This window comes from Salinimicrobium oceani, assembly GCF_012037645.1.
In genome coordinates this window covers 1-26,046 of sequence record NZ_JAAVJR010000001.1, presented here as the reverse complement: position 1 = coordinate 26,046, position 26,046 = coordinate 1, and the positions used below count along the sequence as shown (strand labels likewise).

Here is a 26,046-nt window from a genome sequence, read left to right as displayed (position 1 = left end):
ATGGCCGCAGATTTTAAAGAGGTGTCAAAAATGACATTTTTGAGCATCCTTCTTTTGCTCTCCTTTCAGGGATTCGCACAGAATCCGGAAAGGCAATTCCTTGCGGTCCATCGGGCAGATGAAAATATTGAAATAAGGACTAGTGATGGAAATTACCTTATCCGCTTTTTCACCCCCGAGATCATTGAGACTTCTTTTATACCTGCAGGCGAAGCTTTTGATCCCGCTTCTCACGCTGTTGTCCTGCAACCTCTGGTTGTGAATTATTCTATTTCTGAAGATAAGACTTCAGTAGTCATAGATTCAGATGGGGTGGATGTAGTGGTGTCAAAAATGCCATTTCAGGTCACTTATTTTTACGACGGAGAAAAGCTGATCTCCGAAAAAACTGGTTTCTCAAGAGAGGGAAAGTACGAAAAGCTGGATTTCAATATTTCAGAATCTGAAGTATTAATGGGTGGCGGCGCAAGAGCGCTGGGAATGAACCGGCGCGGCAACAGGCTTGAACTTTATAACAGGGCACATTACGGCTATGGCTCCAAAAGTGAACTTCTCAACTACAGCCTCCCCGTGGTTATCTCTTCTGAAAAATTTCTCATTCATTTCGATAATGCTCCTATAGGTTATCTGGATCTGGATAGTGAGCATAATAATACACTTACCTACGGAACCATTGGTGGCAGGAAGACCTACCAGTTGATCGCTGGCAGAACCTGGGAAGCTATTGTTGGGAATTACACCCTTCTCACCGGAAGGCAACCCATGCCCCCAAAGTGGGCCCTGGGTAATTTTTCCAGCAGGTTTGGGTATCATTCCCGGGAAGAAGTGGAGAATACAATTGACAAATTCAGAGAGGAGGAAATTCCTGTTGACGCAGTTATTATCGACCTTTACTGGTTTGGTCATGAGATCATGGGCACTATGGGAAACCTGGAATTTGTTCGAGATTCTTTTCCGAAGCCAAAGGAGATGATCCAGAACCTGAAGAAAGAGGGAGTGCAAACAATTCTAGTCACTGAGCCTTTTATTCTTACCTCTTCAAACCGATGGCAGGAAGCAGTTTATGAAAATGTACTGGCCAAAGATTCAATAGGAAATCCTTTTACTTTCGATTTCTATTTTGGAAATACTGGATTGGTGGACATTTTTGATGCCCAGGCACAAAACTGGTTTTGGAATATTTATTCTGACCTGACAAAAATGGGAGTAGGAGGCTGGTGGGGAGACCTGGGAGAGCCAGAAGTGCATCCTGAAGGTTTACTTCATGTAACAGGGACTGCCAACGAGGTGCATAACATTTACGGACATTACTGGGCTAAAATGATCTACGAGGGTTACCTGGAAGATTTTCCGGAGCAGCGACCGTTCATTTTAATGAGGGCAGGAGCTGCGGGTTCACAACGCTTTGGGCTTATTCCCTGGTCGGGTGATGTAAGCCGCAGCTGGGGAGGTTTAAAGGCTCAGCCGGAGATCTCGCTTCAAATGGGAATGCAGGGCCTGGCTTATATGCATTCAGATCTCGGGGGTTTTGCCGGTGACCATCTCAATGACGAACTTTATGTAAGATGGCTTCAATACGGAGTTTTTCAACCCGTTTTTCGTCCTCATGCCCAGGAAGCAGTTCCGTCGGAGCCTGTCTATCGTGAGGCGCGAACTAAACAACTCAGTAAGCAGGCTGTCGAACTCCGTTACAAACTATTCCCATATAATTATACCCTGGCTTTTAAAAATTCTACTGAAGGTCTTCCTTTAATGCGACCTCTGTTCTTTGAGGAGCCAGATAATTTTAAGCTTTACTCTGTGGCAGGAACTTATTTGTGGGGCAAGGATTTCCTCATCGCTCCTGTGCTTCAGGAAAATGCGGTACAACAGGAAGTGTATTTTCCGAAGACATCGAACTGGTACGACTTTTATTCGGGTGAAAAATATCTGGGAGGCAATAATGTCAGTATAGACCTGAAAGAAGAATCAATACCCACATTTGTTAGAGCCGGAGCTATAATCCCAATGGCCAAACCCGTTCAAAGTTTACAGAATTTTTCCACGGAAGACCTTGAGATCCATTACTATCTTGATTTGGAAGTGAAAAATAGCAAAGGATTATATTATCATGATGATGGAGAAACGCCCGATACCTTTCAAAAAGGGGATTTTGAGCTTTTAATTTTTGAAAGCCATTTAGAAAAAAATGAAATAACTTTTAAGATGAGGAAAGAGCGTGGGAGATCGAAAAGAAATTCAGAAATTACCGCTATTGAACTTATTGTTCATCACATGCCGAAGGCGCCAAAAAGAGTAAGATCCGGAGAAAATTCGGTCGCAGTGCAATTTGATGAAAAGTCGAAGAAACTCACCATTCCATTGAAACTTATTGACGATTTAACAACTATAAAAATTACCAATTAAACACAACACCATGAGAAGAATATCCATTTTATTATTGGGACTGCTGGTTTTCGCATCCTGTAAAAATGAACCTGAACAGAAGGAAACTGCAGAGGTGCAGGATGAGATAAGCATTGAACCCGTGAACAACGACGTCCTGGAATCGGCAGTGATCTACGAGGCGAACATTCGGCAGTATTCTCCTGAAGGAACATTTGCTGCTTTCACTAAAGATATTCCGCAGTTAAAGGAGCTGGGAGTGAAGGTGATCTGGTTAATGCCTGTTTATCCAATTTCTGAAGTTCGTAGAAAGGCTACGGGAGATAAGAGTATTGAAGATATTGAAGATGCGGAAGAAAGAAAAAAATACCTGGGCAGCTATTATGCAATTGGAGACTATACCAAAGTAAATCCTGAATTTGGCACTAAAGAAGATTTCGATGACCTTGTGCAAACTGCTCATGACAACGGGATCTATGTCATCCTTGACTGGGTCGCTAACCACACTGGCTGGGATCACGCCTGGTTAAAGGAACATCCGGAATTCTATACCCAGAATGACAAAGGAGAGCCAGTAGACCCTCTTAATCCCGAAACCGGAGAATCATGGGGCTGGACAGACGTAGCCGATCTTAACTATGACAATAAGGAACTATGGGAAGCCATGACTGCCGAAATGAAATATTGGGTAGATGAACATGATATTGATGGATTTAGAGCCGATGTGGCAGGAGAAGTGCCAACCGAATTCTGGGAGCAGGCTGTTCCCAAACTCGAAGCAACCAAGCCGTTGTTCATGTTGGCTGAGTCTGAAGAGAAGGAGCTGTTCCATAAAGCCTTTCAAATGGGATATAACTGGGAAGGTCATCACCTCAAGAACCAGATTGCACAGGGGAAAGCCACTGTAGAGGCCTGGGATGACTATATGAAGAAGATCGACACTACCTATCAACAGGATGATTATCTTATGAATTTCGTGACCAATCATGATGAGAATTCATGGAGCGGTACAGTTAAGGAAAGAATGGGAAGTGCAGCTGAGACCATGGTAGCATTGAGTTACACTATTCCGGGAATGCCCCTTATCTATAGTGGGCAGGAGTACGATCTTGATCACAGGCTTAAATTCTTCGAAAAAGACAGTATTCCCAGAACTAAAGGGGTGATGTGGCCATTGCTGGAAAAGCTTGGAAAATTAAAGAACAGCAATCCTGCATTGCACGGAGGTAAGGAAGCTGCGAGCTACAAGAGGTTAGAAACAACAGCAAATGAGAAGGTGCTTGCTTTTGAAAGATCAAAAAATGGCGCAAGAGTGGTTTATATTGCCAACATGACCAACGAGCCAGTGACTTTTGATCTCAAGCTCGACGGAAATCTTCCTGTATATCATGGAAAAACAGATTTCAAAATTCAGGAAGACGGGAAGTACCAGTTCAATCCGTGGGAGTATGTAATTTTATCAGATAATTAAAAAATGCCCTAAAAAAATTATAAAAAGCCTCTAAAATGAGGCTTTTTTGTTTTTTATCAACCGAAAACGTTTGAGAATCTTACCGGATTAGGTTATCTTATGGAATTCGAATAGCTTTACATTAATGTTAGAGAAAATTAAAAGAATCGGAGTACTAACTTCGGGAGGAGACGCTCCCGGAATGAATGCAGCAATTCGAGCTGTAGTCCGAAGTTGTGCATATTATGACATCGAATGTCTTGGTGTCTACAGAGGATATCAAGGGCTTATAGAAGGGGATTTTGAAGTCCTGAATGCCCGTTCTGTGAGGAACATTATAAATAAAGGAGGTACTTTCCTTAAATCTGCCCGATCAAAAGAATTCCGCACTCCCGAGGGGCGTGCAAAAGCAGCGCTAAAGCTTAAAGAAGCTGCTGTAGATGCTCTTATTGTCATAGGAGGGGATGGTACTTTTACGGGAGCGATCTTTCTGGAAAAAGAGCATGGAATTCCCGTGGTTGGAATTCCCGGTACCATTGATAATGATATCAATGGCACAGATTATACCATTGGGTATGATACGGCCCTGAATACTGTTGTTGATGCAATAGATAAAATACGTGATACGGCAAGTTCACACGACCGCCTTTTTCTTGTAGAGGTAATGGGGCGTGATGCCGGAGATATTGCGCTCAATGCAGGTATTGGTGCAGGTGCAGAAGAGATCCTTATTCCTGAAGAAGATATGGGAATAGAGCGAATGATGGATTCCCTTGAAAAAAGCCGAAAAACAGGTAAGACTTCCAGTATCATCGTAGTAGCTGAAGGTGAAAAGAGCGGGAAGAACATTTTTGAACTAGCCGAATTCATTGGAGAAAACCTGGAAGGTTATGACATTCGCGTTTCAGTATTAGGACATATTCAAAGAGGAGGCGCTCCAAGTTGCTATGACCGGGTTTTGGCCAGCAAATTGGGAGTAGGCGCGGTAGAAGCTATTTTACGAGGAGAAAACCGGGTAATGGTTGGAATTACCAATAAGATTGTAACATCGGTGGATTTTGCCACTGCAATACAGGGCTCTAAGCCCATGGATAAAGAACTAAGACGGGTGTTGACTATAACAACCGTATAATTTTAATTAAATCAATAGTTATGAGTACTAAAATAGGAATAAACGGATTTGGGCGAATTGGAAGAATTGCCTTTAGGATCGCAAGTGAGAGGGAAGATGTGGAAATTGTGGCAATTAATGACCTGCTTGATGTAGACCACCTGGCTTATCTTCTAAAATATGATTCAGTTCACGGAAAATTTAATGGTTCTGTTGAGATCGAAGAAGGTAACCTGGTAGTTAATGGAAAACCAATCCGCATTACTGCCGAAAGAAATCCTGAAGACCTTAAGTGGGATGAAATAGGAGCAGAGATCGTTCTGGATTGTACCGGAATTTTCACTACCAAAGAGACTGCTGCAAAACACCTTACGGCAGGAGCGAAGAAAGTTGTTATTTCTGCGCCTTCCAAAGATGCTCCAATGTTTGTAATGGGAGTGAACCATAAAGAGATCAAACCAGAAGATACTATTGTATCTAATGCTTCATGTACTACCAACTGTCTTGCTCCATTAGCAAAGATTGTAGATGATGAATTTGGTCTTGTTGAAGGATTAATGACTACCATCCATGCAACAACAGCAACTCAAATGACAGTTGACGGGCCGTCCAAGAAAGACTGGAGAGGAGGAAGAAGTGCTTTACTCAATATCATTCCTTCTTCAACAGGTGCAGCTAAAGCTGTAGGAAAAGTAATCCCAAAATTAGACGGAAAATTAACCGGAATGGCATTCAGAGTACCTACCGCCGATGTTTCTGTAGTTGACCTAACGGTAAGAACAGAGAAGGCAGCTACCTATGAAGAGGTAAAAGCCGCTTTCAAAAAAGCATCTGAAGGAGCTTATAAAGGAGTACTTTCCTATACTGAGGAGCAGGTAGTTTCTCAAGACTTCGTTTCTAATGATTTTGTATGTAATTTTGATGCTGAAGCAGGGATCGCTCTAAACGATAACTTCTTTAAACTGGTAGCATGGTATGATAATGAATATGGTTATTCATCTAAACTAATTGACCTGTCTGCTTACGTAGCTTCACTAAAATAAATTAATAAAAGGCCCTGCCCTGGCGGGGCTTTTTTATACTTTACTATTATGATTTTAATAGCAGATGGTGGCTCCACAAAATGTGACTGGATACTACTAGACACAAAAGGAGATCAAATAATGAAAACGCGCACTAAAGGCTTGAATCCGGCGGTGTTTAAAACGGAGGTGCTTCAGGCGAGGCTGGAAGAGAACCTCGATCTAAAACAAGTTCAGGATAAGGTGGATATGGTCCATTTTTACGGTGCCGGTTGCGGTACTGCAAAGCCAACCGCCTTACTTAAATCTATTCTTACGGCTTTCTTTTCGGCTGCAAGCGAAGTAAAAGTTCAGGAAGACATGGTTGCAGCCGTATATGCTGTGACAGATAAACCCGGAATTGTATGCATACTCGGTACAGGTTCGAACAGTTGCTATTTTGATGGCAAGAAAATCAAGACAGCAATGGATTCCCTTGGTTACATCTTAATGGATGAAGCTAGTGGAAATTACTTCGGAAAACGCCTGATTAGAGATTATTACTACAAAAAGATGCCAAAGCAGCTTGCCGACAGGTTTGAAAAAGAGTATGATCTTACATCCGATACTATTAAGGAGAATATCTACAAAAAGGAAAATCCCAATACCTATCTCGCTCACTTCGCAGAATTCATTTTCAAAAATGAGAGAAATGGATATTTCTACCAGTTAATTGCTGAAGGGATTCAAAACTTTGTGGAGCACAGAGTCCTTTGTTTCAAAGAAGCTCAAAATGTGCCAATCCACTTTGTGGGATCGATAGCTTATTTTTCTCAGGATATTATAAAAGATTCTTTACAACCTTACCGCCTGGAACCTGGTAATTTTGTGCAGCGTCCTATAGATGGAATAATCGACTACTACCGCAAACATATAGTAGGTAAGTAATAAGATTTTACCTTTCAATTTTTAATAGCGGCTGCCAGTATTGGTAGCCGTTGTTCTTTAATACCTTCCAAAAAGGCCTTTTTTGAATGCTCTTCTTTTCCTTCCTTAATTACAAATAAATTCTAATATTCTATTATAGCCGACAACAAAAAACCTTTCCTCAAAATTTTTACTATTTTTAGATCAAAGATTCATAAATGCTGGTAAAAGTTTACGGAAGTGCAGTTTTTGGAGTAGAAGCCACAACCATAACTGTGGAAGTAAACGTAGATACCGGGATTGGATATCATTTAGTAGGTTTACCAGATATTGCCGTAAAAGAAAGCAGCTTTAGAATAGCTGCCGCCCTTAAAAATGTTGGCCGCAGTCTTCCGGGAAAAAAGATCACGATAAATATGGCTCCTGCCGACCTTAGAAAGGAAGGTTCAGCTTACGATCTTACTTTTGCCATGGGAATTCTAATGGCATCAGGACAGATCAAGGCTACAAACATTGGAGATTTTATCATTATGGGAGAACTTTCCCTTGATGGTAGTCTTCAGCCAATAAAAGGAGCCTTACCTATAGCTATCAAGGCAAAAGAGGAAGGTTTTAAGGGTTTTATCCTGCCAAAACAGAACGTCAAGGAAGCTGCGATTGTAAGTGGTATTGATGTTTATGGTATTGAGAATATAGACGAAATTATCAGGTTTTTCGATAAAGGCGAACCTCTGGAAAAGACCATTATTGACACCAGAAAGGAATTTTATCATGAATTGGAAAATCCGGAACATGATTTCGCCGATGTCAAAGGTCAGGAATCGATTAAGCGCTGCATGGAAATTGCTGCCGCCGGGGGACATAATATAATTTTAATTGGTCCGCCAGGTTCTGGAAAAACCATGCTGGCAAAGCGATTACCAAGCATCTTGCCACCCATGACCCTGCACGAAGCCCTTGAAACTACAAAAATTCACAGTGTGGTTGGGAGAGTAAAGGAAAATGTCGGATTAATGGCACACAGACCTTTTCGCAGTCCTCATCACACGATAAGCGATGTGGCACTGGTAGGAGGAGGGGCGTATCCACAACCGGGAGAAATCTCGCTTTCCCATAATGGGGTGTTATTCCTGGATGAACTTCCGGAATTTAAAAGGAGCGTACTTGAAGTTATGCGACAGCCCCTGGAAGATAGGGAGGTGACCATTTCAAGGGCTAAATTTACTGTTACATATCCTTCCAGCTTTATGCTGGTGGCCAGTATGAACCCAAGCCCCAGTGGCTACTTCAATGATCCCGGTTCTCCAATGACTTCCTCTCCTTCAGAAATGCAGCGGTATATGGGCAAAATAAGCGGTCCTTTATTAGACAGGATTGATATTCATATTGAAGTTACTCCTGTACCTTTCGAGAAGTTAAGTGAAGACAGAAGAGGAGAAAGCAGCAAGGAGATAAGAAAAAGAGTAACTACTGCCCGCCAGAAACAAACAGAAAGATTTGCCGAAAATGAAAAGGTGCATTACAACGCCCAGATGAGCGTTAAACAAATACGAGAACATTGCGCCCTTGATGCCTCTTCCATGAACCTTTTAAAAATAGCCATGGAAAGACTGAATCTTTCGGCTCGTGCCTATGACCGGATACTAAAGGTCTCCCGCACAATAGCCGATCTTGAAGGAGAAAAAGATATCAAAGGTGCTCATATAAGCGAAGCCATTCAATACCGCAGCCTTGACAGGGAAGGCTGGCTTGGATAATTATAAATTTATGAAACGAACGATCATATGTATTGCCGCACTGGCACTGGTAAGTTGCAAGGGAGACAACGGTACAAACTCTGAAGGTGGAGTGGACCGGGATTCAACTCTCGTAGATGAAGCCGTCGCCATGCTTGAAAAACCGAAAACTGTGGTTCTTAGTCTTGAAGAAGCAAACAAACTTGCTCAACTTCCACTGGATTGTATTACTGTGGAATATCCTAACAAGTTGAACCAGACCCTTTCGGGAGCCGATGAGCTGGGCGAGCCAAGGGAGCTGCATCCGGCATTTTACGGTTGTTTTGACTGGCATTCTTCCGTTCATGGCCACTGGGCTCTTGTGAGTCTGTTAAAGCAATTTCCGGAACTAAAAAGAGCCGATGAAATACGTGAATTGCTGAAAGCTTCTCTTTCCGAAGAAAATATCAGAGCCGAAGTGAATTACTTCAGCAATGAACAGGAGAGTTCTTTTGAGCGTACTTATGGCTGGGCGTGGGTGCTAAAGCTTGCACAGGAGCTGCAGTCGTGGGAAGATCCCCTGGGAACGGAGCTTAGCCAGAACCTGCAGCCACTTACAGATCTTATGGTACAGAAGTTCAGAGAATTCCTGCCAAAGCTCAATTATCCAATCCGCGTGGGGGAGCATACCAATACAGCCTTTGCACTTGTGCTGGCGCGTGATTATGCCGTTGCCAACAACCAAGAAGAACTAAAATCCTTAATAGATAAAAGAGCACGCGATTATTATCTTAATGATGATCATTGTCCAATAGCATGGGAGCCGGGAGGATTTGATTTTCTTTCTCCATGTTTATCTGAAATCGATTTAATGCGGCGTGTGCTTGCAAAAAATGCTTTCCGCCTGTGGATGGAAGACTTTATGCCGCAGCTAAAGAATAATAATTTTACACTCGAAGTTGCTGAAGTTTCTGACCGTACAGATGGTAAACTCGTTCACCTGGACGGACTCAATTTTAGCAGGGCCTGGGTACTTTACGGGTTGTCTGCACAATATCCACAGCAATACGGACATTTACGCGCGCTGGCCGATGAACATGTGGCCCATTCCTTTCCCAATCTTGTTGGAGATACCTATGAAGGAGGCCATTGGCTGGGAACATTCGCATTATATGCCATTCAGGAAAGTAGTGATAAGGATTGAAGAACTGGTTTAAGGAATTAGGACCTGGAATACTAGTATCTGCCGCCTTTATTGGCCCAGGGACGGTGACGGTCTGTACCCTGGCGGGAGTTGATTTTGGATTTTCTCTTCTTTGGGCGCTATTATTATCTGTAATTGCCTGTATGATCTTACAGGAAATGGCCGCACGCGTTGGGATCATTACACAAAGTGGACTAAGTGATGTAATAAGGACCGAGATCAAAAATCCCCTTTTTCGACACCTCTCTATCGGTCTTATCTTTTCGGCTATTGTAGTGGGAAATGCGGCTTATGAGGCGGGAAATATTTCGGGGGCGGTACTTGGTATTTCGGCGGTAATTCCTTCCTATACCTTTAATACTGGCATGCTCTCTCTTAACCTCTGGAGCCTGATTATTGGAATAATTGCTTTTATAATTCTCGCAATAGGGAATTACAAGGTTCTTGAGAAAATCTTCATTGGTCTTGTCGTGGTGATGAGCATATCATTTCTCATTACCGCAGCCATGACCAGACCAGAGTTAGGAGCGCTTTTTAAAGGAATGTTCATTCCTACTAAAGGCGCGGCCGGTATATTAACAGTAATGGCGTTAATAGGCACAACTGTGGTACCGTATAATCTTTTTCTCCATGCATCGCTGGTAAGTGAAAAATGGAAGAACAGATCTTTTCTAAAGACTGCTCAAAAAGAGCTTTTTTGGAGCATTAGCCTGGGTGGCATCGTTTCTATAGCTATTGTAGTTACCGCAGCCGCCTCTGGTGTGGTAAATGTGGCCACAGCGGCCGATCTTGCTGCAGGTTTGGAGCCGCTTTTTGGGAAATATGCTACCTGGTTCCTGGCGCTCGGACTATTTGCAGCGGGAATTTCATCTGCCATTACTGCCCCTCTGGCTGCAGCATATGTAGTAAGCGGTTGCATGGGCTGGGGAAAAACCTTAACTTCAAGAAGGTTTAAATCCGTATGGGCTGCCGTGATTCTTGTGGGTATGATCTTTTCTTCACTTGGATTCAAGCCTATTGAAATTATTAAATTCGCGCAGGTTGCGAATGGCATCTTGCTGCCGGTGATTGCTATGTTCCTGTTATGGATCGTAAACAGAAAGTCGGTCATGGGGAGTTCTGTGAATTCGCTACGAGTCAACGTTCTGGGAATAATCATTATAGGAGTGACTATTTTTCTTGGCGCAAAATCTATTTTTGGAGTTCTTCAAAGCTTATAATCTATGAAAACCATTCATATCAACTGTGATCTTGGGGAAGGAGGCGACTACGATAAACAGCTCATGCCGCTCATTTCGGCCTGCAATATCGCTTGTGGCGGTCATGCAGGTACAGTTGAGAGCATGCAGCATACAGTAGACCTGGCTATGGCAAATGCTGTTGAAATTGGCGCCCATCCTTCTTATCCAGATAAGAATAACTTCGGAAGAATTTCTCTTCAAATGAACCCGAAGGAACTACGGCGGACACTTGTGGCGCAGATCTTGAGCCTTAAGCAGATCACCGAAGCTGAAGGTGCTGTTCTTACCCACGTCAAACCTCATGGCGCTCTTTATAATGATGCATACATAAATGCTGAAGTCGCCCAGTCGATTATTGATGCTGTTCTGGAATTTGGAGATGAGCTTGTACTTTATGCTGCGGAAGGATCAGTCATAAGCGAATTAGCAAAAGGAAAACTAAAGGTGCGATATGAAGCCTTTGCCGATAGGAATTACAATGCAGATGGGACCCTGGTAAGCCGAAAAGAAACAGCTGCAGTGATCACCCAAAAAGAGCAGGTATTAGACCACCTTTTTTCTATGATTTCTGAAGGAAAAATAACCCCTCAAAAAGGGCAAAAATTTGACACTTTTGCCACCACTTTTTGCGTGCACAGTGACACTCCAAATTCGGTGGAAATTTTGCAATATTTGCAACGAGAATTAGCTTCCAGAAATGTTGAAATCTACAAAGCATAATGGATAATTTTCCGAAGATAAAACGGCTGGGGGAGAGAGCGATCCTGCTTGAATTTGAACACGAAATTTCTCCGGAGACTCTCAAAAAAGTGCTCGGAGTTAAAAATTATCTTCAGAAAAACCTATTTAAAGAAAAGATTGAGATAACGAATACATACAATTCATTATTAATAAGTTACCCTGAGGCTATAGAAGATGTCTATGGTGATGTTTCAGACCTTAGAGACAGTATTTCTACGGCGAATATAAGCTTTAGAATTGAAAGTCGGTTGTTTCAGATTCCGGTGTGTTATGATGAAGTTTTTGCACTGGATCTGGCTGAGATGGCTGAGTCAAAAAACCTGTCAAAAAAGCAAATTGTCGAGCTGCATTCTTCTGCCGATTACCTGGTTTATTTTACAGGATTTTTACCCGGATTTTTATACCTCGGGGGTCTTCCTCCAGAACTGCATTTTTCACGTCGAAAACATCCCCGTTCACAGGTTCAAAAAGGGACAGTTGGAATAGGTGAAAAACAGACAGGAATTTATCCGCAGGAGAGTCCGGGCGGGTGGAATATTATAGGGAATTCTCCTGTTCCGCTTTTTGATCCTGCAATGGATCCTCCATGTAAATTTCGTCCGGGTGACAGGATCAGGTTTTATTCTGTGAGTCTGGAAGAGCACAGGAGGATTAGTAGCGAGGTCGAAAATGGACTCTTTCGGTTTAATGAAGAGAAGTACAATGGCTGAGGTAGAGATCTTACAGGCAGGGTTGTTCAGCAGCATTCAGGACCGGGGGAGATTTGGCTTCCGGGAATTTGGTGTTCCAGCCAGTGGCGCCATGGACCAGCAGGCGGCCGGCATGGCAAATCTTTTACTCCGGAATCATCCCGACGCTGCAGTGCTGGAGATCACGCTACAGGGGCCAAAAATGAAGTTTTCAGCTCCCGTTCAAATCGCAGTCACAGGAGCAAACCTCTCTCCGGAACTGGACCAACGACCATTAGACAATTACAGGCTCTACAATGTTGAGGCAGGGCAGGTGTTGTCATTTGGGAAAAGAAAGTCCGGCTACAGGGCTTATTTAGCCATTAAAGGAGGATTCCAAACCAAACAAGTGATGGGCAGCAGAAGCTGGTCTCCGGGAATAACAGAATTCCGCCGTTTAGAAAATGGCATGAAATTGCCATTTTTGGAAGCTGAGCTTTCTTCCGCTTCCTCCTTTTCGGCTGTAAAAGCTGATAGCTATCTTACTTCAGCAATAATAGAAGCATTTCCGGGACCAGAATTTCAGCTATTAAAAACTTCAGAAAAAGAAGCGCTTCAAAAATGGCATTTTTCAGCAGCTATGGAGAGCAACCGTATGGGAATTCAGTTTCAGGAAAAACTTGAGAATTCGCTCGAGCCTATTCTTACCGGGCCGATACTGCCGGGAACTGTACAGCTAACTCCTTCGGGCACCTTGATAGCTTTAATGAGAGACGGCCAAACTACTGGTGGGTATCCCCGGATTTTTCAACTGAGCGAAATGGGGATCAATACATTGGCTCAAAAACTTCCGGGAGAAGAGCTCCAATTTAAACTGCTGGGTTTCAAGTGATTTTTCCAAGGTGCCCAGATTCATAAGTCTTACGGCTGTCAGAAATGATCAGAGAAAAGAATCCCAGGCTTTCCTGCGGAATTTATCATGGAACGATTCATGTATTAACGTAAATTCCTTCAATGGGTTATATTTTAAAAGCAGCAGGAAAACGAATACCTTTGTAAAAAAATTGTAAGTGATAGATTCAGCAAAAATAGAATTACGTAACCTTAGTGTAAAGGATTACAAGGAGTTAAAGATCTCAATGATCGAGAGCTACGACGCCATGCCGAATGAATACTGGAGTGAGCAGGAGATCAAGAACCTTATCAAAAAATTTCCCGATGGCCAGTTTTGTATTGTGATCAATGAAAAGATTGCCGGGTGTGCCCTTTCTATCATTGTAGATTATCAAAAATTTGAGGATAATCATACCTATGAACAGATCACAGGAGGCGAGAATTTTTCTACCCACACAAAATCTGGCGATGTGCTTTATGGTATAGATGTCTTTATACATCCTGAATTCAGAGGAATGCGCCTGGGAAGACGTCTTTACGAGGCGAGAAAGGAGCTGTGTGAGCAGCTGAACCTGAAGTCTATTGTATTTGGAGGTCGCATCCCAAATTACGCCGAATATGCCGAAGAGCTAACTCCAAAACAGTATATCGAAAAAGTAAAGGTGAAGGAGATCCATGATCCCGTGCTTTCGTTTCAGCTTTCGAATGATTTCCACGTGAAAAAGGTGATCAAAGGTTACCTGCCGGGAGATCACGAGAGCAAGGAGTTCGCTACACTTATGGAGTGGAATAATATCTATTATACCAAGCCGGAAAAATTGATAGACACTCCAAAGAAAGTAGTGCGCCTGGGCCTCGTACAATGGCAAATGCGCCTGTTCAAGGATTTTGAGGCTCTGGTCTCTCAAATCGAATTTTTTGTTGATGCCGTAAGTGATTACCAGTCAGATTTTATATTGTTTCCGGAGCTGTTTAATGCGCCGTTGATGGCAGATTATAACCATCTTAATGAGGCCGAGGCCATTCGTTCGCTCGCTTCTTATACCGACAGGCTACTGGAGACCTTTGTAGATTTCGCTATTACCTATAATATCAATATTATCACCGGTAGTATGCCGCAGATCATTGGCGAGCACATGTACAACGTTGGGTATTTATGTCGTCGCGACGGAAGTTATGAACGTTACGAGAAGCTGCACATCACACCGGCAGAAGGATCGGCCTGGGGAATGAAAGGCGGAAGCCAGCTCAAAACTCTTGAAACCGACTGCGGAAAAATTGGCGTTCTTATTTGCTATGACGTAGAGTTTCCTGAATTAGGCAGATTGTTGGCAGAGCAGGGGATGAACATTCTTTTTGTGCCTTTCATGACCGATACTCAAAATGGCTACTCCAGGGTTCGGTTGTGCGCCATGAGTCGGGCCATTGAGAATGAGTGTTACGTAGCGATTGCAGGATCTGTTGGAAATTTACCTAAGGTAAATAACATGGATATACAGTATGCTCAAAGTGCGGTTTTCACCCCGTCAGACTTTTCTTTCCCGGTGAACGGGATCAAAGCAGAAGCTACCCCAAATACAGAGAGCACTCTGCTCGTAGATGTAGATCTCGACTTGTTAAAGGAATTACATAACTTCGGAAGTGTACGTAACCTCAAGGACCGTAGAAAGGATCTCTACTCCCTAAAATTTAAGAAGTAGCTATCAGATATGACTGAAAAAGCCGGATCAGCAGAACTTCTGTTGATCCGGCTTTTTTATTCTTATTCAGCAGGAACTGATTCTTCAGATTTAGAACGCCGCCGTGGTTTAATATTTTGATTGATACAAAACAGGTTGTCGGGATCATATTCTGTTTTTATCTGTACCAGCCGGTCGTAATTCTTTCCGTAGGTAGCTTTGATCCTTTCTTCTCCTTCTTCCATCATAAAATTCACATAGGCGCCTCCTGCAGAATATGGATGCAGGGCGGTAAAATAATCCTGTGCCCATTTAGTGATCTTTTCCCTATTAGCAGGATCGGGATCAACTCCTACAATGACCATTGCCCAGGTGGCATCTCTAAAGTTCCAGGCAGTATCTGTGGCATTTACACGAGAGGCCTGCCCATTAATTGGGTACAGGTGCATGGTAGAATGCATGCTTGGAAGTTGTTCTGCGAATTCCAGGTGCTTTCCGATAGCTTCATCGGGAATTTCATTTACAAAATCTGCTTTCCAGAACCATTGAAGCCCCTTTGGATAAAGACCGTCGAACATGGACTGCAAGGTTGGGTACGGCATGAAACCTACCAGGTCTAAGATGGGGGCTTTGAATTCTCTCACTGCCTGGAAAGTTTTCTCGGCCTCTTCTTTAGGCCCGGTATAATTCCACACGATACCGCAAACTTTTTTCATATGGAGATGTTCAGGAAAAGGTGGCGCAGGCGGTACAGTCATAAAAGCGAAAAACCCGCTAAGGTCATCGGGAGCATATTTTATGAATTTCCTGTACCACTTAAGCACTTCTCTGGCATCCTTGAGATCGTAGAGCATAGGCCCTGCGTAGACCTGATCGAGCTTGTGTAAATGAAAAGTAAAGGCTGTGATAACTCCAAAATTTCCACCACCTCCTCGTACGGCCCAGAAAAGATCCCTGTTCTCACTTTCATTGGCAGTGACGAAACTACCGTCTGCCAGCACCATATCTACCGACAATAGATTATCTATACTCAACCCAAATTTTCTTGAAAGATGACCTAAGCCACCACCAGTTGTTAATCCGCCAACTCCGGTAGTGGAGATAATTCCACTTGGAGTGACCATTCCAAAGGCCTTACTGGCATGATCAACCTCCCCCCAGGTAGTGCCTCCACCAACCGTTATTGTTTTCATTTGAGGATCAACACGGGTAAATCTCATTTGAGAAAGGTCAATCACAAGACCATCGTCACATATCCCCAGACCTCCTGCATTATGACCTCCTCCCCGAATGGACAGCGTCATTTTTTGATCTCTGGCAAAATTTACTGCCAGTTTTACATCTGCAACGTCTGTACATTTCACGATCATCTTTGGCTTTTTATCGATCATCCCATTGTACACTTTTCGTGTTTCTTCATAATCTGGATCGTGGGGTTCCAGAATTTCACCTCTCAAACCTTCGCGAAAGGATCTCATTTCAGCTTCGTTTTCCATAATTTACATTTTAAAAAGATTCAAATATTCAATGCATCTCTTGGAAAGGGGAGTTTCAAGAATTAAAGGGGAAGTGTAATTTTAACGATCCTGCAGTAGGTGGATCTTTCGTCGAAAATCAATTCGATAGCTGGCGGTAAAAATTCCTTAATAAAAGGAGATAAAAAGGTACAACAAATAATGTTTTGATGTGAAAAAGGAGCTGTAAACTTTTTTTCATGCCCCTCTTAGGGCTTCCTATCAAGTATTACAAGTTTTGATTGTATAGCCAAGTGCCGATGAAACACTGAGCTGGAAAGGGTGATTCTAGAGCGCAAGCACAAGCGTGATACCGAACTTCTGCGAAAAAATATAATCTGAAGAAGGAAAACTCAGCCAGGCGCTGGAAACTTTTGCGGGGGCCACATTCTTCAGAGTTTTTATTATGAACTTCAGATAATAATTTACGGAGCATCGGGAGACTCTTCCGAAGGCGTTACTTTCGGAAAATGACTGGCAACGTGTAACTAACGTTCACAGGTTCTCCAAACTGTTTTGCCGGATTCCACTTTGGCATCTTGCTCAAAGCATTTACAGTCACGGTATTGTACCAGTGAGGTGCACCTTCAATTATATCAATTTTGCCTACGTAACCTTCCTTGTTGATCACGAACTTCACTACTACTTTGACCAATGTGTTTTTAGCCTGAGTTTCCGGCACCGGAAGACTATGCTTAAGATAAGCTGCCAATGCTTTTTCTCCTCCCGGGAAACTGGCTTTTTCCATAATTGGAAAGTGCTCTCTTTCGTCTCCATTCCTATCCCAAACCTTACCTGATTTAAGTTTGCCTTTACTGAAGATATCATGTCGCCGTTTGCTGCCATCCTCCCAATATCCAATCAATTCCCCATGGCGTTCGCCTTTCCTGTAGGTCTCCTGATAAAAAAGCTGTCCGTTGTCGTACCAATATTTGCTGATACCATTGCGAATCAAATCTTTATCCTTTTCTACAAAAGATCTTTCAGATTTAATCTGCCCGTTGATCCAATAGGTACGCCGAATTATTTCATTTTCTGCCGAAGGATTTCGCTGATTAGTTTCAATATAAAATGCATTGTCGCGAGAAACTTTTTTATAGTCCTTATTCAGAAAAAGTGTGTCCTGAGCATTGATAATTGAATAACACAAAAGGAGACCAAAGGTAAAAATGAATTTCATGATCAAATTAATTTAATTATAAACTAGCGTCCCATAAAGGATCCCGGGGTAGTTCTGCAGTTATTCTGATGTTCTCCTTTTTCACCGGATGCTCAAAAATGAGCTTTCTAGCATGGAGGTGGATGCTGCCGTCTTTATTGCTGCGGTCGAAGCCGTATTTTAGATCTCCTTTAATTGGGCAGCCAATTGCCGACAGCTGACTTCTTATTTGGTGATGTCTTCCCGTTTGAAGATCTATTTCCAGGAGGAAGTAATTATTTAAGGACTTAATTACACGATACTCTAAAATGGCTTTTTTGGAATCTGGTACTTCTTTGTTGTGGGCGTAAGATTTGTTTTGTTTTGGAATCCGTTTCATGTAATGCACAAGCGTGTCCTGCTGCTGTGGCGGTGCATTTTTTACTATTGCCCAGTAGGTTTTCTTCGCGTCCTTTTCCTTGAACAGCTTGTTGAGTCGGGGTAATGCTTTTGAAGTCTTAGCAAATAGTACTATTCCGCTGGTGGGGCGATCCAGGCGGTGAACCACTCCCAGATAAACGTTTCCCGGTTTACCGTATTTGATCTTTATATACTCCTTTACCACCTTACTTAGTGGCACGTCTCCCGTTTTATCGCCTTGCACAATATCACCGGGACGTTTGTTCACGACGATCAAGTGATTGTCCTCGTAAAGGACTTGCAGGTTTTGCGGTGTAGAAATTATTTTATCTGTCAAAAAAGGGAAATTTAACTGTGTTTATAGTCTTTGGGAGGAGTTTCATCTAAAGGAACATCTATAGATCGCATTAGCTCGTCAAGCCTGTTCAATTCGGTTTTGTTTACTAATTCTGAATTGATCTTCAGTTTTTTATCAGAAGTATAAAGTGTATAATCTCCTGCAAATTTTCTGATCCTTACCACTTCCGAAAGAGGAATTGATTTCGATATTAATCCGCCTTTTGTAATTTTCCCATTTTCGAGCTTCAGGTAAGGCATTTTCAACTGATAAAGTCCCGAAATAAGGTGCAGCAAACTTACCACGAGGAAACCATAACGGATCACATTATCTGGTTCTTCCGCAATAAAGAAGATCCCGAAGATCAAAAATACAGATCCAAGTATGAGATCTCTCCGAAATGCCTTTTTTGAATACCTGATCGTCATCTTTTAAATTTGGACACCATGAGTAAAAGGATTTTTTTCGTATTCGAGATCTAATGAACATAGAAATCCTTTAAATGCAGGAAAGTCTTTTTTGTTGATCAATTTCGTGCTGACAGTCAGCTCAGTATGAGGTGTCAAAAAGGTGATTTCGTCAGTAAATTTTTTAATTCGAGTGACCTCCCTTAGATCAATCTTCTTTTTTCTTCCAGGTACAAAACAAGTAAGGCTATGACCTTCTATACTTATATACTGAAACTTCAGTTTATAAAAGGCTGATCCCAAATACCAGAGACCAACAGCGACAAATCCATATTTAATGAATAGACCAGAACCAAAAATAATTCCTGTTATTCCTGCGAGCAGATATAACGAGCCAACGATAAAATCTGCCATCAAATGCCTCCTCGTGTACCTTATTATCATTCTTTAGCAGTTCTTGTCCTTGACCATCCTGAAAATGGATTGTTATGAGATTTGAGTTCAAGTGAGCCTAAAATCGGGTATAGATCATTTATTGACTCTTTATCAATGACCGAGGTATTGATACTGAGGTTTGTTCCGGCCGTCACCAATTTAATTCTCCCTGGCAGGGATTGAATTTGATGGATACTGGTAAGGGAAATTGATTTTTTTCTCAGCGAATATTTCGTAAGAATTCCATCTTCAATAGTCAGATAACCAAATTTGCGCTCAAAAAAGAAACTAAAAACCATCAATACGCCTAATAATAGTTGAACGTAATGAAAATAATCTGCTGTTCCTTCGAAGACTTTTAAGGCTCCAAAAATGGCAAATGTCGCTCCCAAAGCCCCATTTAAGAAAATTCTGCTTTTTGAATACCTTATCTTCATAAAAGTCAACTTTATCCTTCTTCTTCTAAAATCTACCTTCTAATATTGTTCTTCATCTGAAGGGAAATCCCTGCTCTTCACATCATCCCGGTACTGCTCAAAAGCCTTGGTCATTTCAGAATAAAGATCCAGATATCTTCTCAAAAACCTCGGATTAAACTCATGGGTCATCCCGATCATGTCGTGAACAACGAGTACCTGTCCGTCAACTCCGTTTCCGGCGCCAATACCAATCACTGGTATGGTAAGGCTTTCTGCCACTTCTTTTGCCAGTTTGGCGGGTACTTTTTCCAGCACCAAAGCAAAACATCCGGCTTTTTCAAGCATAAGGGCATCAGCCTTCAGCTTTTCTGCTTCTGCGTCTTCCTTGGCACGAACGGTATAGGTTCCGAATTTATAGATGGACTGCGGAGTTAATCCGAGGTGACCCATAACCGGAATTCCGGCATTCAGAATTCGCTTTACCGAGTCTTTTATTTCCTTTCCGCCTTCGAGCTTTACTGCATGTCCGCCGCTTTCTTTCATGATCCTGATCGCAGAACGCAAAGCTTCCTTAGGATCACTTTGATAACTTCCGAAGGGAAGGTCAACCACGACAAGCGCACGATCTACAGCGCGAACTACACTTGCTGCATGATAGATCATTTGATCAAGTGTGATTGGTAACGTGGTTTCGTGTCCTGCCATTACATTACTGGCCGAATCCCCTACAAGGATCACATCAATACCAGCCCCATCTATGATCTTAGCCATTGAAAAATCATAAGCAGTTAGCATGGAGATCTTTTCCCCCAAAGCTTTCATTTCTACCAGCGACTTTGTAGTAATTCGTTTGTATTGTTTTTTAGCGACCGACATAGGGGTGGAATTAAAATTCAGGTAAAAGTACTAAATTACCTGCAAAACCATAATCAGATGAAAAGACTTATAACCTGCGCCATTTTTCTAATTTTTGGCAGCCTTGCATTTGCGCAGGATACTTCTGAAGAAGATAAAATAAAGAAAGCTGTAAATACCTTTTTTGATGGGTTCCACGCCAGAGATTCTATTATCATGAAATCTGTTTTTCATGAAGATCCTGTGGTGCAGACCATAGCTAGAACTAAGGAAGGTGATACCAGGCTGGTCCACGAAGAACTGGCAAAAGTGCTGAAGGGAATAGTTTCTATCCCACCTGAGAAGACATTTAAGGAGGTGCTGCATGATTATGTGATCAAAATAGACGGAGACATGGCCAATGCCTGGACTCCTTATTCTTTTTATCTCAATGACAGCTTTAGCCATTGCGGGGTGAATAACTTCCAGCTTCTGAAGCAAAAAGATGAATGGAAGATCATTTATCTTATAGACACCAGGAGGAGAGAGGGTTGTGATGAAAAAAGGGTCAATTAATATGGAAATAAAGAGACTAAGAAATGAATTCTCAAATCTTTACAATGGCGATCCCTGGCTGGATGTCACCCTGAAGCAGACGCTGCAAGGAATTTCTGCTGAAAAGGCTGCTCAAAGAATTGCCAGGGACCGAAATTCGATCTGGGAGATCCTGAATCATTTAATCGAATGGAGACGTATGCTGCTGAAGCGCATGTCTGGAAACATTATTGCCGTTCCGGAAGATAACTTTATTCGTGAAGTTCCCGACACCTCTGAAGTATCCTGGAGACATACGCTGGCAGAGCTTGAGGAGACACAGCAGGATTGGCTTTCTTTTCTTGATGGTTTACAAGATGAAGATCTTGAAAAAACATATTCGGGTAATGGACAGTCTTACTATTATTTGATTCAAGGGACCATTCAGCATGATGCTTATCATTTGGGGCAGATCGTGTTGTTGTCGAAGTTGGAGTATTAGGTTCGAGATAACTTCCGCTTCGCGGGTGTAGTGCCTGACCACCCCGTCAGGCTCTCGCCTGCCACCCCTCCTTGAAAAAAGGAGGGGAGCTGTTTAAGACATTTCGCTTCGCGAAAACCTCCTCGGGAGGAGGGAGTTTAGACTGATAATTCCGCTTCGCGTTCACTCTCTTCGAGAGGAGAGAGGTTTCAAATTCTTTTTCCGCTTCGCGTTCACTCTCTTTGAGAGGAGAGGCATAGTTTTATTTCCGCTTCGCGTTTATCCTGCCTAAGGCAGGAGTTTAGTTTAAAGATGAAATGTGCATCCCGTGAGGGGGAGTCGCATGCGACTCCAAAGTGTTCCCCTCCTTTTTTCAAGGAGGGGTGCCCGCAGGGCGTGGTGGTCCGAGTCTCAAAACTCAGATCTAATATCTAATATCTAATATCTAATATCTCAATACTAACCTAACAGTCACTCAAACTCACCCTTACCGCCAATCCGCCTTCTGATGTTTCCTTGTATTTTGAATTCATATCCTTAGCAGTTTCCCACATGGTTTCGATCACTTTGTCAAGCGGAACTTTGGCGTGGATGGAATCTGCATCCATGGCCATTTCTGCGGCGTTAATGGCTTTTATGGCGCCCATTGAGTTTCTTTCGATACAGGGAATTTGAACGAGTCCGGCGATGGGATCGCAGGTGAGGCCGAGGTGATGTTCCATGGCGATTTCTGCTGCCATCATCACCTGTTCGGGTGTGCCGCCCATAACTTCTGTCAAGGCTCCGGCGGCCATAGAGGAAGAAACTCCGATTTCTGCCTGACAGCCACCCATTGCAGCTGAAATTGTTGCTCCTTTTTTAAATAAGCTTCCAATTTCCCCGGCTACTAAGAGGAACTGCTTGATCTTTTCAAATCCTGCATCGTGATTTTCTATTGTGAGGTAGTACATAAGAACTGCGGGGATAACTCCGGCGCTACCATTGGTGGGGGCTGTTACCACTCTTCCTAAAGAAGCGTTCACTTCATTTACACCTAAAGCAAAACAGCTCACCCACTTCAGGATGGAGCGGAATTTTACTTCAGTATTACGAATGGCTTCTATCCATTCTTCCTTGTTGTCATACTTTGAATCTCCGATAAGCTTCTTATGAGAATCGGGAGCACGGCGTCGCACGTTCAGTCCGCCCGGCAGGGTGCCTTCTGTATGGCAACCCAGGTACATGGACTCCAGCATTACGTCCCACACAGCTTTGAGTCCGGCGTCGATCTCTTCTTCAGTACGAAGAGATTTTTCGTTCTCGTAAACTATTTCGGAGATCTTCTTATTCTCTCGCTTACAAAATGCAGCCAGGTCTGTTCCTTTTACGATTGGAAAAGGGAATTCCTTGAACTTCTTCAGCTGTTTTTTTGCATTCTTTCTCTCTTCCTTTACCACGAATCCGCCGCCGATGGAGTAGAAGGTGGATGAGGTGGTTTTTCCGGAGGAAAGGAGCGCGGTAAACTTCATCCCATTTGGATGGAATGGCAGGAACTTCTTATTAAAAACGATATCGTTTTCGAGGTTGAAGTCAATACTGCGCTCGCCGTTAATATTAAGACGATTAAAGGTCTTTATATTATTTATTTCGGGATCGATATTTTCAACAGGTACAGTAACAGGATCATAGCCCAAAAGCCCAAGCACCGACGCCAAATCTGTGGCGTGTCCTTTTCCGGTAAGGGAAAGGGAACCATACAGGTTGATGGTCACTTTTTCGACCTGATCAAACCTTCCGGCTTCTTTAAGTTCTGCAATCCATCTTTCGGCAGCCCGCCATGGACCAAGGGTGTGGGAGCTGGAAGGACCAACTCCTATTTTAAGCATGTCAAAAACGCTGATACTCTCCATTCTTAATCTTTATCGGGCAAAGGTAATAATCCCTTCAGCAATTTCAGAATAAAAATCCTTGCCAAAAATTGTAGAAAATGACGGCAATTAGGTGTCAAAAATGACATCCTGTCATATAATTTCTGCTGGCATAATGATTGACTTTAAGAGGTTGTTCAAAAAAAATCAGAAATAATAAATAACAACCTATAGAATTATGAGTAAAATAATTGGAATCGACTTAGGTACTACCAACTCCTGTGTTGCCGTAATGGAAGGTAACGAGCCAACGGTGATACCTAATGCCGAAGGAAAAAGAACTACTCCTTCTGTGATTGCTTTTGTAGAAGGAGGCGAAATAAAAGTAGGGGATCCTGCAAAGCGTCAGGCTGTAACCAACCCGCAAAAAACCATTTCCTCTATTAAGAGGTTCATGGGAAACAAATATTCCGAAGTTTCTAAAGAAGCCGGAAGGGTTCCTTATAAAGTAGTAAAAGGTGATAACGATACTCCGCGTGTGGAGATCGATGGCCGTAAATATACTCCGCAGGAACTTTCTGCAATGGTACTTCAGAAAATGAAGAAAACTGCCGAGGATTATCTTGGACAGGATGTAACTGAAGCCGTTATTACCGTACCTGCATACTTTAATGACTCTCAGCGTCAGGCTACAAAAGAAGCCGGGGAGATTGCAGGTCTTAAAGTGAGAAGGATCATTAACGAGCCGACTGCAGCTGCACTGGCTTACGGACTTGATAAAAAATCTCAGGATCAGAAGATTGCTGTTTATGACCTTGGTGGTGGTACATTTGATATCTCTATCCTTGAATTAGGAGACGGAGTATTTGAGGTGCTTTCTACAAATGGTGATACTCACCTTGGTGGAGATGACTTTGATGAAGTGATCATCGACTGGCTTGCAGATACTTTCCAAAAAGCGGAAGACATTGACCTTAGAAAAGACCCGATGGCACTTCAGCGTTTGAAGGAAGCTGCTGAAAAAGCTAAAATCGAGCTTTCCTCTTCTTCTCAGACAGAAATTAACCTGCCATATGTAACTGCTACTGCTAGTGGACCTAAGCACCTTGTAGAGACACTTACAAGATCTAAGTTCGAGCAACTTGCCGATACTTTGGTGAAGCGTTCTATGGATCCTGTACAGAAAGCACTTAGCGATGCCGGACTTTCAAAAAGTGATATTGACGAGGTAATCCTTGTTGGTGGATCAACACGTATTCCTAAGATCCAGGAAGAAGTTGAGAAGTTCTTCGGAAAGAAACCATCTAAAGGTGTGAATCCTGATGAAGTTGTGGCGATTGGTGCTGCGATCCAGGGTGGTGTACTTACAGGAGACGTAAAAGACGTATTGCTTCTTGATGTTACTCCGCTTTCTCTTGGTATTGAAACCATGGGTGGTGTGTTGACCAAGTTGATCGAGTCTAACACGACTATTCCTACCAAGAAGTCACAGGTATTCTCTACTGCGGCCGATAATCAGCCTTCTGTTGAGATCCACGTGTTACAGGGAGAGCGTCCAATGGCAGCCGATAACAAGACCATTGGTAGATTCCACCTTGATGGAATTCCACCAGCGCCAAGAGGAACACCTCAAATTGAAGTAACTTTTGACATCGATGCCAACGGTATCATCAAAGTAAGCGCGACAGATAAAGCTACAGGTAAATCTCAGGATATTCGTATCGAAGCCTCTTCAGGTCTTACTGAAGAAGAAATCCAAAAGATGAAGCAGGAAGCTGAAGCGAATGCTGAAACTGATAAGAAAGCCAAAGAAAAAGTAGATAAGCTGAATGAAGCTGATGCTATGATCTTCCAGACTGAAAAGCAGCTGAAAGAATTTGGTGATAAACTTTCTGATGATAAGAAGAAGCCAATCGAAGATGCTTTGGAAGAATTGAAGAAAGCTTATGAAACTAAAGAAGTAGAAACTATTCAACCTGCTTTAGACAAGATCAATGAGGCATGGAAAGTAGCTTCAGAAGAAATGTACAAAGCACAAGCCGAGCAAGGCGGAGCTGCCGGAGGGCCACAGGGTGGATCTGGAGCCGGAGCCGAGGGAGGACCTGCAGGCGGGCAAGCCGGAGGTGACTCTAAGCAAGGTGACGATGTAGAAGACGTTGACTTTGAAGAAGTGAAATAAACCCCTCCCGGCCTTCCCTTAACAAGGGGAGGAACTTTGAGAGAATATAGAGCGCTGCCGATTGGCAGCGCTTTTTTTGTTACTGGGTTTTTCTTTACGTCAAGCTGACTTGTTTCAGCTTCTCGTAGATCCTGAAACAAGTTCAGGATGACGCTTCTTCTTATTGTAATAATAATTTCTTTTGAGCAGTCCCCTCCGGCGGAGGGGTGGCCGAAGGCCGGGGTGGGGAAGGGAGACTCGGCACGGATTGCAAATCCGCGCCAACAGCATTTGAGAATCCGCGTGAGATTGTGAAATTAATTCAGGCTGACCTCTCTTTAAAACAGTCTTGATTCTTGTCTCTTGACTCTTGAATCTGTGTACGTCCCTGATATAGGTTGACCACTAAATCAACTTATATGAGATCTAATTTCAAATTACTAAAGAAGCATCGTCGGTATTCTGATGAGTTTAAGAGGCAGATCGTTGCCGACTATGAAAGTGGA

General features: G+C 42.8%; 23 protein-coding genes. 15 read left to right on the top strand and 8 right to left on the bottom strand.

The genetic code is table 11. The features are described 5' to 3' along the window. The 12 genes from HC175_RS00115 (at nt 1) to HC175_RS00060 (ending at nt 15,037) form a co-directional block, all read left to right on the top strand. Nucleotides 1–2,406 (top strand): glycoside hydrolase family 31 protein, encoded by a 2,406-nt coding sequence (locus tag HC175_RS00115; protein ID WP_235942485.1) that lies wholly within the window; start codon nt 1–3, stop codon nt 2,404–2,406. A 10-nt stretch (nt 2,407–2,416) separates the two neighbouring features. Continuing rightward, nucleotides 2,417–3,856: an alpha-amylase family glycosyl hydrolase gene (locus HC175_RS00110; RefSeq protein WP_168136492.1), complete on the top strand. Its 1,440-nt coding sequence runs from the start codon at nt 2,417–2,419 to the stop codon at nt 3,854–3,856. A gap of 124 nt (nt 3,857–3,980) precedes the next feature. Next, on the top strand, nt 3,981–4,967 hold the full coding sequence (pfkA, locus tag HC175_RS00105; RefSeq protein ID WP_168136491.1) for a 6-phosphofructokinase: 987 nt from the start codon (nt 3,981–3,983) through the stop codon (nt 4,965–4,967). 20 nt (nt 4,968–4,987) lie between these two features. Continuing rightward, entirely contained in the window at nt 4,988–5,989 is a 1,002-nt protein-coding gene (gene gap, locus HC175_RS00100; protein ID WP_168136490.1) for a type I glyceraldehyde-3-phosphate dehydrogenase, read from the top strand. 48 nt (nt 5,990–6,037) lie between these two features. Then, on the top strand, nt 6,038–6,895 hold the full coding sequence (locus tag HC175_RS00095; protein WP_168136489.1) for a BadF/BadG/BcrA/BcrD ATPase family protein: 858 nt from the start codon (nt 6,038–6,040) through the stop codon (nt 6,893–6,895). Nucleotides 6,896–7,092: 197 nt separating this feature from the next. Continuing rightward, nucleotides 7,093–8,631 (top strand): YifB family Mg chelatase-like AAA ATPase, encoded by a 1,539-nt coding sequence (locus HC175_RS00090; RefSeq protein WP_168136488.1) that lies wholly within the window; start codon nt 7,093–7,095, stop codon nt 8,629–8,631. A gap of 10 nt (nt 8,632–8,641) precedes the next feature. Further along, nucleotides 8,642–9,793: a DUF2891 domain-containing protein gene (locus HC175_RS00085; protein ID WP_168136487.1), complete on the top strand. Its 1,152-nt coding sequence runs from the start codon at nt 8,642–8,644 to the stop codon at nt 9,791–9,793. Next, nucleotides 9,790–11,013: an Nramp family divalent metal transporter gene (locus tag HC175_RS00080; RefSeq protein WP_168136486.1), complete on the top strand. Its 1,224-nt coding sequence runs from the start codon at nt 9,790–9,792 to the stop codon at nt 11,011–11,013. The genes HC175_RS00085 and HC175_RS00080 overlap by 4 nt, the downstream gene beginning before the upstream one ends. A 3-nt stretch (nt 11,014–11,016) precedes the next feature. Further along, a complete protein-coding gene (gene pxpA, locus HC175_RS00075) occupies nt 11,017–11,754 on the top strand; it encodes a 5-oxoprolinase subunit PxpA (protein WP_168136485.1) in 738 nt (245 codons plus the stop codon). Next, entirely contained in the window at nt 11,754–12,485 is a 732-nt protein-coding gene (gene pxpB / locus HC175_RS00070) for a 5-oxoprolinase subunit PxpB (protein ID WP_168136484.1), read from the top strand. Before pxpA ends, pxpB begins: the two co-directional genes overlap by 1 nt. Then, nucleotides 12,463–13,335 (top strand): 5-oxoprolinase subunit C family protein, encoded by an 873-nt coding sequence (locus tag HC175_RS00065; protein ID WP_235942484.1) that lies wholly within the window; start codon nt 12,463–12,465, stop codon nt 13,333–13,335. The genes pxpB and HC175_RS00065 overlap by 23 nt, the downstream gene beginning before the upstream one ends. A gap of 178 nt (nt 13,336–13,513) precedes the next feature. Further along, nucleotides 13,514–15,037, top strand: a complete 1,524-nt coding sequence (locus tag HC175_RS00060; RefSeq protein ID WP_168136483.1) for a bifunctional GNAT family N-acetyltransferase/carbon-nitrogen hydrolase family protein — start codon at nt 13,514–13,516, stop codon at nt 15,035–15,037. 62 nt (nt 15,038–15,099) lie between these two features. Here HC175_RS00060 and HC175_RS00055 read toward each other — a convergent pair whose 3' ends face one another. From HC175_RS00055 to panB, 7 genes are all read right to left on the bottom strand, one after another. Then, nucleotides 15,100–16,512: an FAD-binding oxidoreductase gene (locus HC175_RS00055; protein WP_168136482.1), complete on the bottom strand. Its 1,413-nt coding sequence runs from the start codon at nt 16,510–16,512 to the stop codon at nt 15,100–15,102. A 475-nt stretch (nt 16,513–16,987) separates the two neighbouring features. Next, nucleotides 16,988–17,710: an energy transducer TonB gene (locus HC175_RS00050; protein ID WP_168136481.1), complete on the bottom strand. Its 723-nt coding sequence runs from the start codon at nt 17,708–17,710 to the stop codon at nt 16,988–16,990. 16 nt (nt 17,711–17,726) lie between these two features. Further along, on the bottom strand, nt 17,727–18,425 hold the full coding sequence (locus HC175_RS00045) for an RluA family pseudouridine synthase (RefSeq protein WP_168136480.1): 699 nt from the start codon (nt 18,423–18,425) through the stop codon (nt 17,727–17,729). Between the two features lie 11 nt (nt 18,426–18,436). After that, entirely contained in the window at nt 18,437–18,853 is a 417-nt protein-coding gene (locus HC175_RS00040) for a hypothetical protein (RefSeq protein ID WP_168136479.1), read from the bottom strand. Between the two features lie 3 nt (nt 18,854–18,856). After that, nucleotides 18,857–19,246 carry a hypothetical protein gene (locus HC175_RS00035; RefSeq protein WP_168136478.1) on the bottom strand — a complete coding sequence of 130 codons (390 nt, stop codon included), beginning with the start codon at nt 19,244–19,246 and terminating at the stop codon, nt 18,857–18,859. Nucleotides 19,247–19,272: 26 nt separating this feature from the next. Continuing rightward, complete coding sequence (locus tag HC175_RS00030) at nt 19,273–19,704, bottom strand: hypothetical protein (RefSeq protein ID WP_168136477.1); 432 nt, start codon at nt 19,702–19,704, stop codon at nt 19,273–19,275. A gap of 39 nt (nt 19,705–19,743) precedes the next feature. Further along, nucleotides 19,744–20,562: a 3-methyl-2-oxobutanoate hydroxymethyltransferase gene (panB, locus tag HC175_RS00025; RefSeq protein WP_168136476.1), complete on the bottom strand. Its 819-nt coding sequence runs from the start codon at nt 20,560–20,562 to the stop codon at nt 19,744–19,746. 57 nt (nt 20,563–20,619) lie between these two features. Between panB and HC175_RS00020 the strand changes: the two genes are divergently transcribed. Next, a complete protein-coding gene (locus tag HC175_RS00020; RefSeq protein WP_168136475.1) occupies nt 20,620–21,096 on the top strand; it encodes a nuclear transport factor 2 family protein in 477 nt (158 codons plus the stop codon). Between the two features lies 1 nt (nt 21,097). After that, nucleotides 21,098–21,556 carry a DinB family protein gene (locus HC175_RS00015; RefSeq protein WP_168136474.1) on the top strand — a complete coding sequence of 153 codons (459 nt, stop codon included), beginning with the start codon at nt 21,098–21,100 and terminating at the stop codon, nt 21,554–21,556. A gap of 443 nt (nt 21,557–21,999) precedes the next feature. On the opposite strand, the gene HC175_RS00010 is transcribed toward HC175_RS00015, so the two are convergent. After that, complete coding sequence (locus tag HC175_RS00010) at nt 22,000–23,424, bottom strand: L-serine ammonia-lyase (RefSeq protein WP_168136473.1); 1,425 nt, start codon at nt 23,422–23,424, stop codon at nt 22,000–22,002. A gap of 196 nt (nt 23,425–23,620) precedes the next feature. Here HC175_RS00010 and dnaK point away from each other — a divergent pair, with 196 nt between their 5' ends. After that, nucleotides 23,621–25,561, top strand: coding sequence for a molecular chaperone DnaK (dnaK, locus tag HC175_RS00005; RefSeq protein WP_168136472.1), 1,941 nt, complete (start codon nt 23,621–23,623; stop codon nt 25,559–25,561). The last annotated feature ends 485 nt before the right edge of the window (nt 25,562–26,046 follow it).

What these genes read in the sequence shown, in the direction of transcription:
- HC175_RS00115 (WP_235942485.1), top strand. Translation starts at nt 1, where the DNA reads ATGGCCGCAGATTTTAAAGAGGTGTCAAAAATGACATTTTTGAGCATC.
- HC175_RS00110 (WP_168136492.1), top strand. Translation starts at nt 2,417, where the DNA reads ATGAGAAGAATATCCATTTTATTATTGGGACTGCTGGTTTTCGCATCC.
- pfkA (WP_168136491.1), top strand. Translation starts at nt 3,981, where the DNA reads ATGTTAGAGAAAATTAAAAGAATCGGAGTACTAACTTCGGGAGGAGAC.
- gap (WP_168136490.1), top strand. Translation starts at nt 4,988, where the DNA reads ATGAGTACTAAAATAGGAATAAACGGATTTGGGCGAATTGGAAGAATT.
- HC175_RS00095 (WP_168136489.1), top strand. Translation starts at nt 6,038, where the DNA reads ATGATTTTAATAGCAGATGGTGGCTCCACAAAATGTGACTGGATACTA.
- HC175_RS00090 (WP_168136488.1), top strand. Translation starts at nt 7,093, where the DNA reads ATGCTGGTAAAAGTTTACGGAAGTGCAGTTTTTGGAGTAGAAGCCACA.
- HC175_RS00085 (WP_168136487.1), top strand. Translation starts at nt 8,642, where the DNA reads ATGAAACGAACGATCATATGTATTGCCGCACTGGCACTGGTAAGTTGC.
- pxpA (WP_168136485.1), top strand. Translation starts at nt 11,017, where the DNA reads ATGAAAACCATTCATATCAACTGTGATCTTGGGGAAGGAGGCGACTAC.
- pxpB (WP_168136484.1), top strand. Translation starts at nt 11,754, where the DNA reads ATGGATAATTTTCCGAAGATAAAACGGCTGGGGGAGAGAGCGATCCTG.
- HC175_RS00065 (WP_235942484.1), top strand. Translation starts at nt 12,463, where the DNA reads ATGAAGAGAAGTACAATGGCTGAGGTAGAGATCTTACAGGCAGGGTTG.
- HC175_RS00055 (WP_168136482.1), bottom strand. Translation starts at nt 16,512, where the DNA reads ATGGAAAACGAAGCTGAAATGAGATCCTTTCGCGAAGGTTTGAGAGGT.
- HC175_RS00050 (WP_168136481.1), bottom strand. Translation starts at nt 17,710, where the DNA reads ATGAAATTCATTTTTACCTTTGGTCTCCTTTTGTGTTATTCAATTATC.
- HC175_RS00040 (WP_168136479.1), bottom strand. Translation starts at nt 18,853, where the DNA reads ATGACGATCAGGTATTCAAAAAAGGCATTTCGGAGAGATCTCATACTT.
- HC175_RS00035 (WP_168136478.1), bottom strand. Translation starts at nt 19,246, where the DNA reads ATGGCAGATTTTATCGTTGGCTCGTTATATCTGCTCGCAGGAATAACA.
- HC175_RS00030 (WP_168136477.1), bottom strand. Translation starts at nt 19,704, where the DNA reads ATGAAGATAAGGTATTCAAAAAGCAGAATTTTCTTAAATGGGGCTTTG.
- panB (WP_168136476.1), bottom strand. Translation starts at nt 20,562, where the DNA reads ATGTCGGTCGCTAAAAAACAATACAAACGAATTACTACAAAGTCGCTG.
- HC175_RS00020 (WP_168136475.1), top strand. Translation starts at nt 20,620, where the DNA reads ATGAAAAGACTTATAACCTGCGCCATTTTTCTAATTTTTGGCAGCCTT.
- HC175_RS00015 (WP_168136474.1), top strand. Translation starts at nt 21,098, where the DNA reads ATGGAAATAAAGAGACTAAGAAATGAATTCTCAAATCTTTACAATGGC.
- HC175_RS00010 (WP_168136473.1), bottom strand. Translation starts at nt 23,424, where the DNA reads ATGGAGAGTATCAGCGTTTTTGACATGCTTAAAATAGGAGTTGGTCCT.
- dnaK (WP_168136472.1), top strand. Translation starts at nt 23,621, where the DNA reads ATGAGTAAAATAATTGGAATCGACTTAGGTACTACCAACTCCTGTGTT.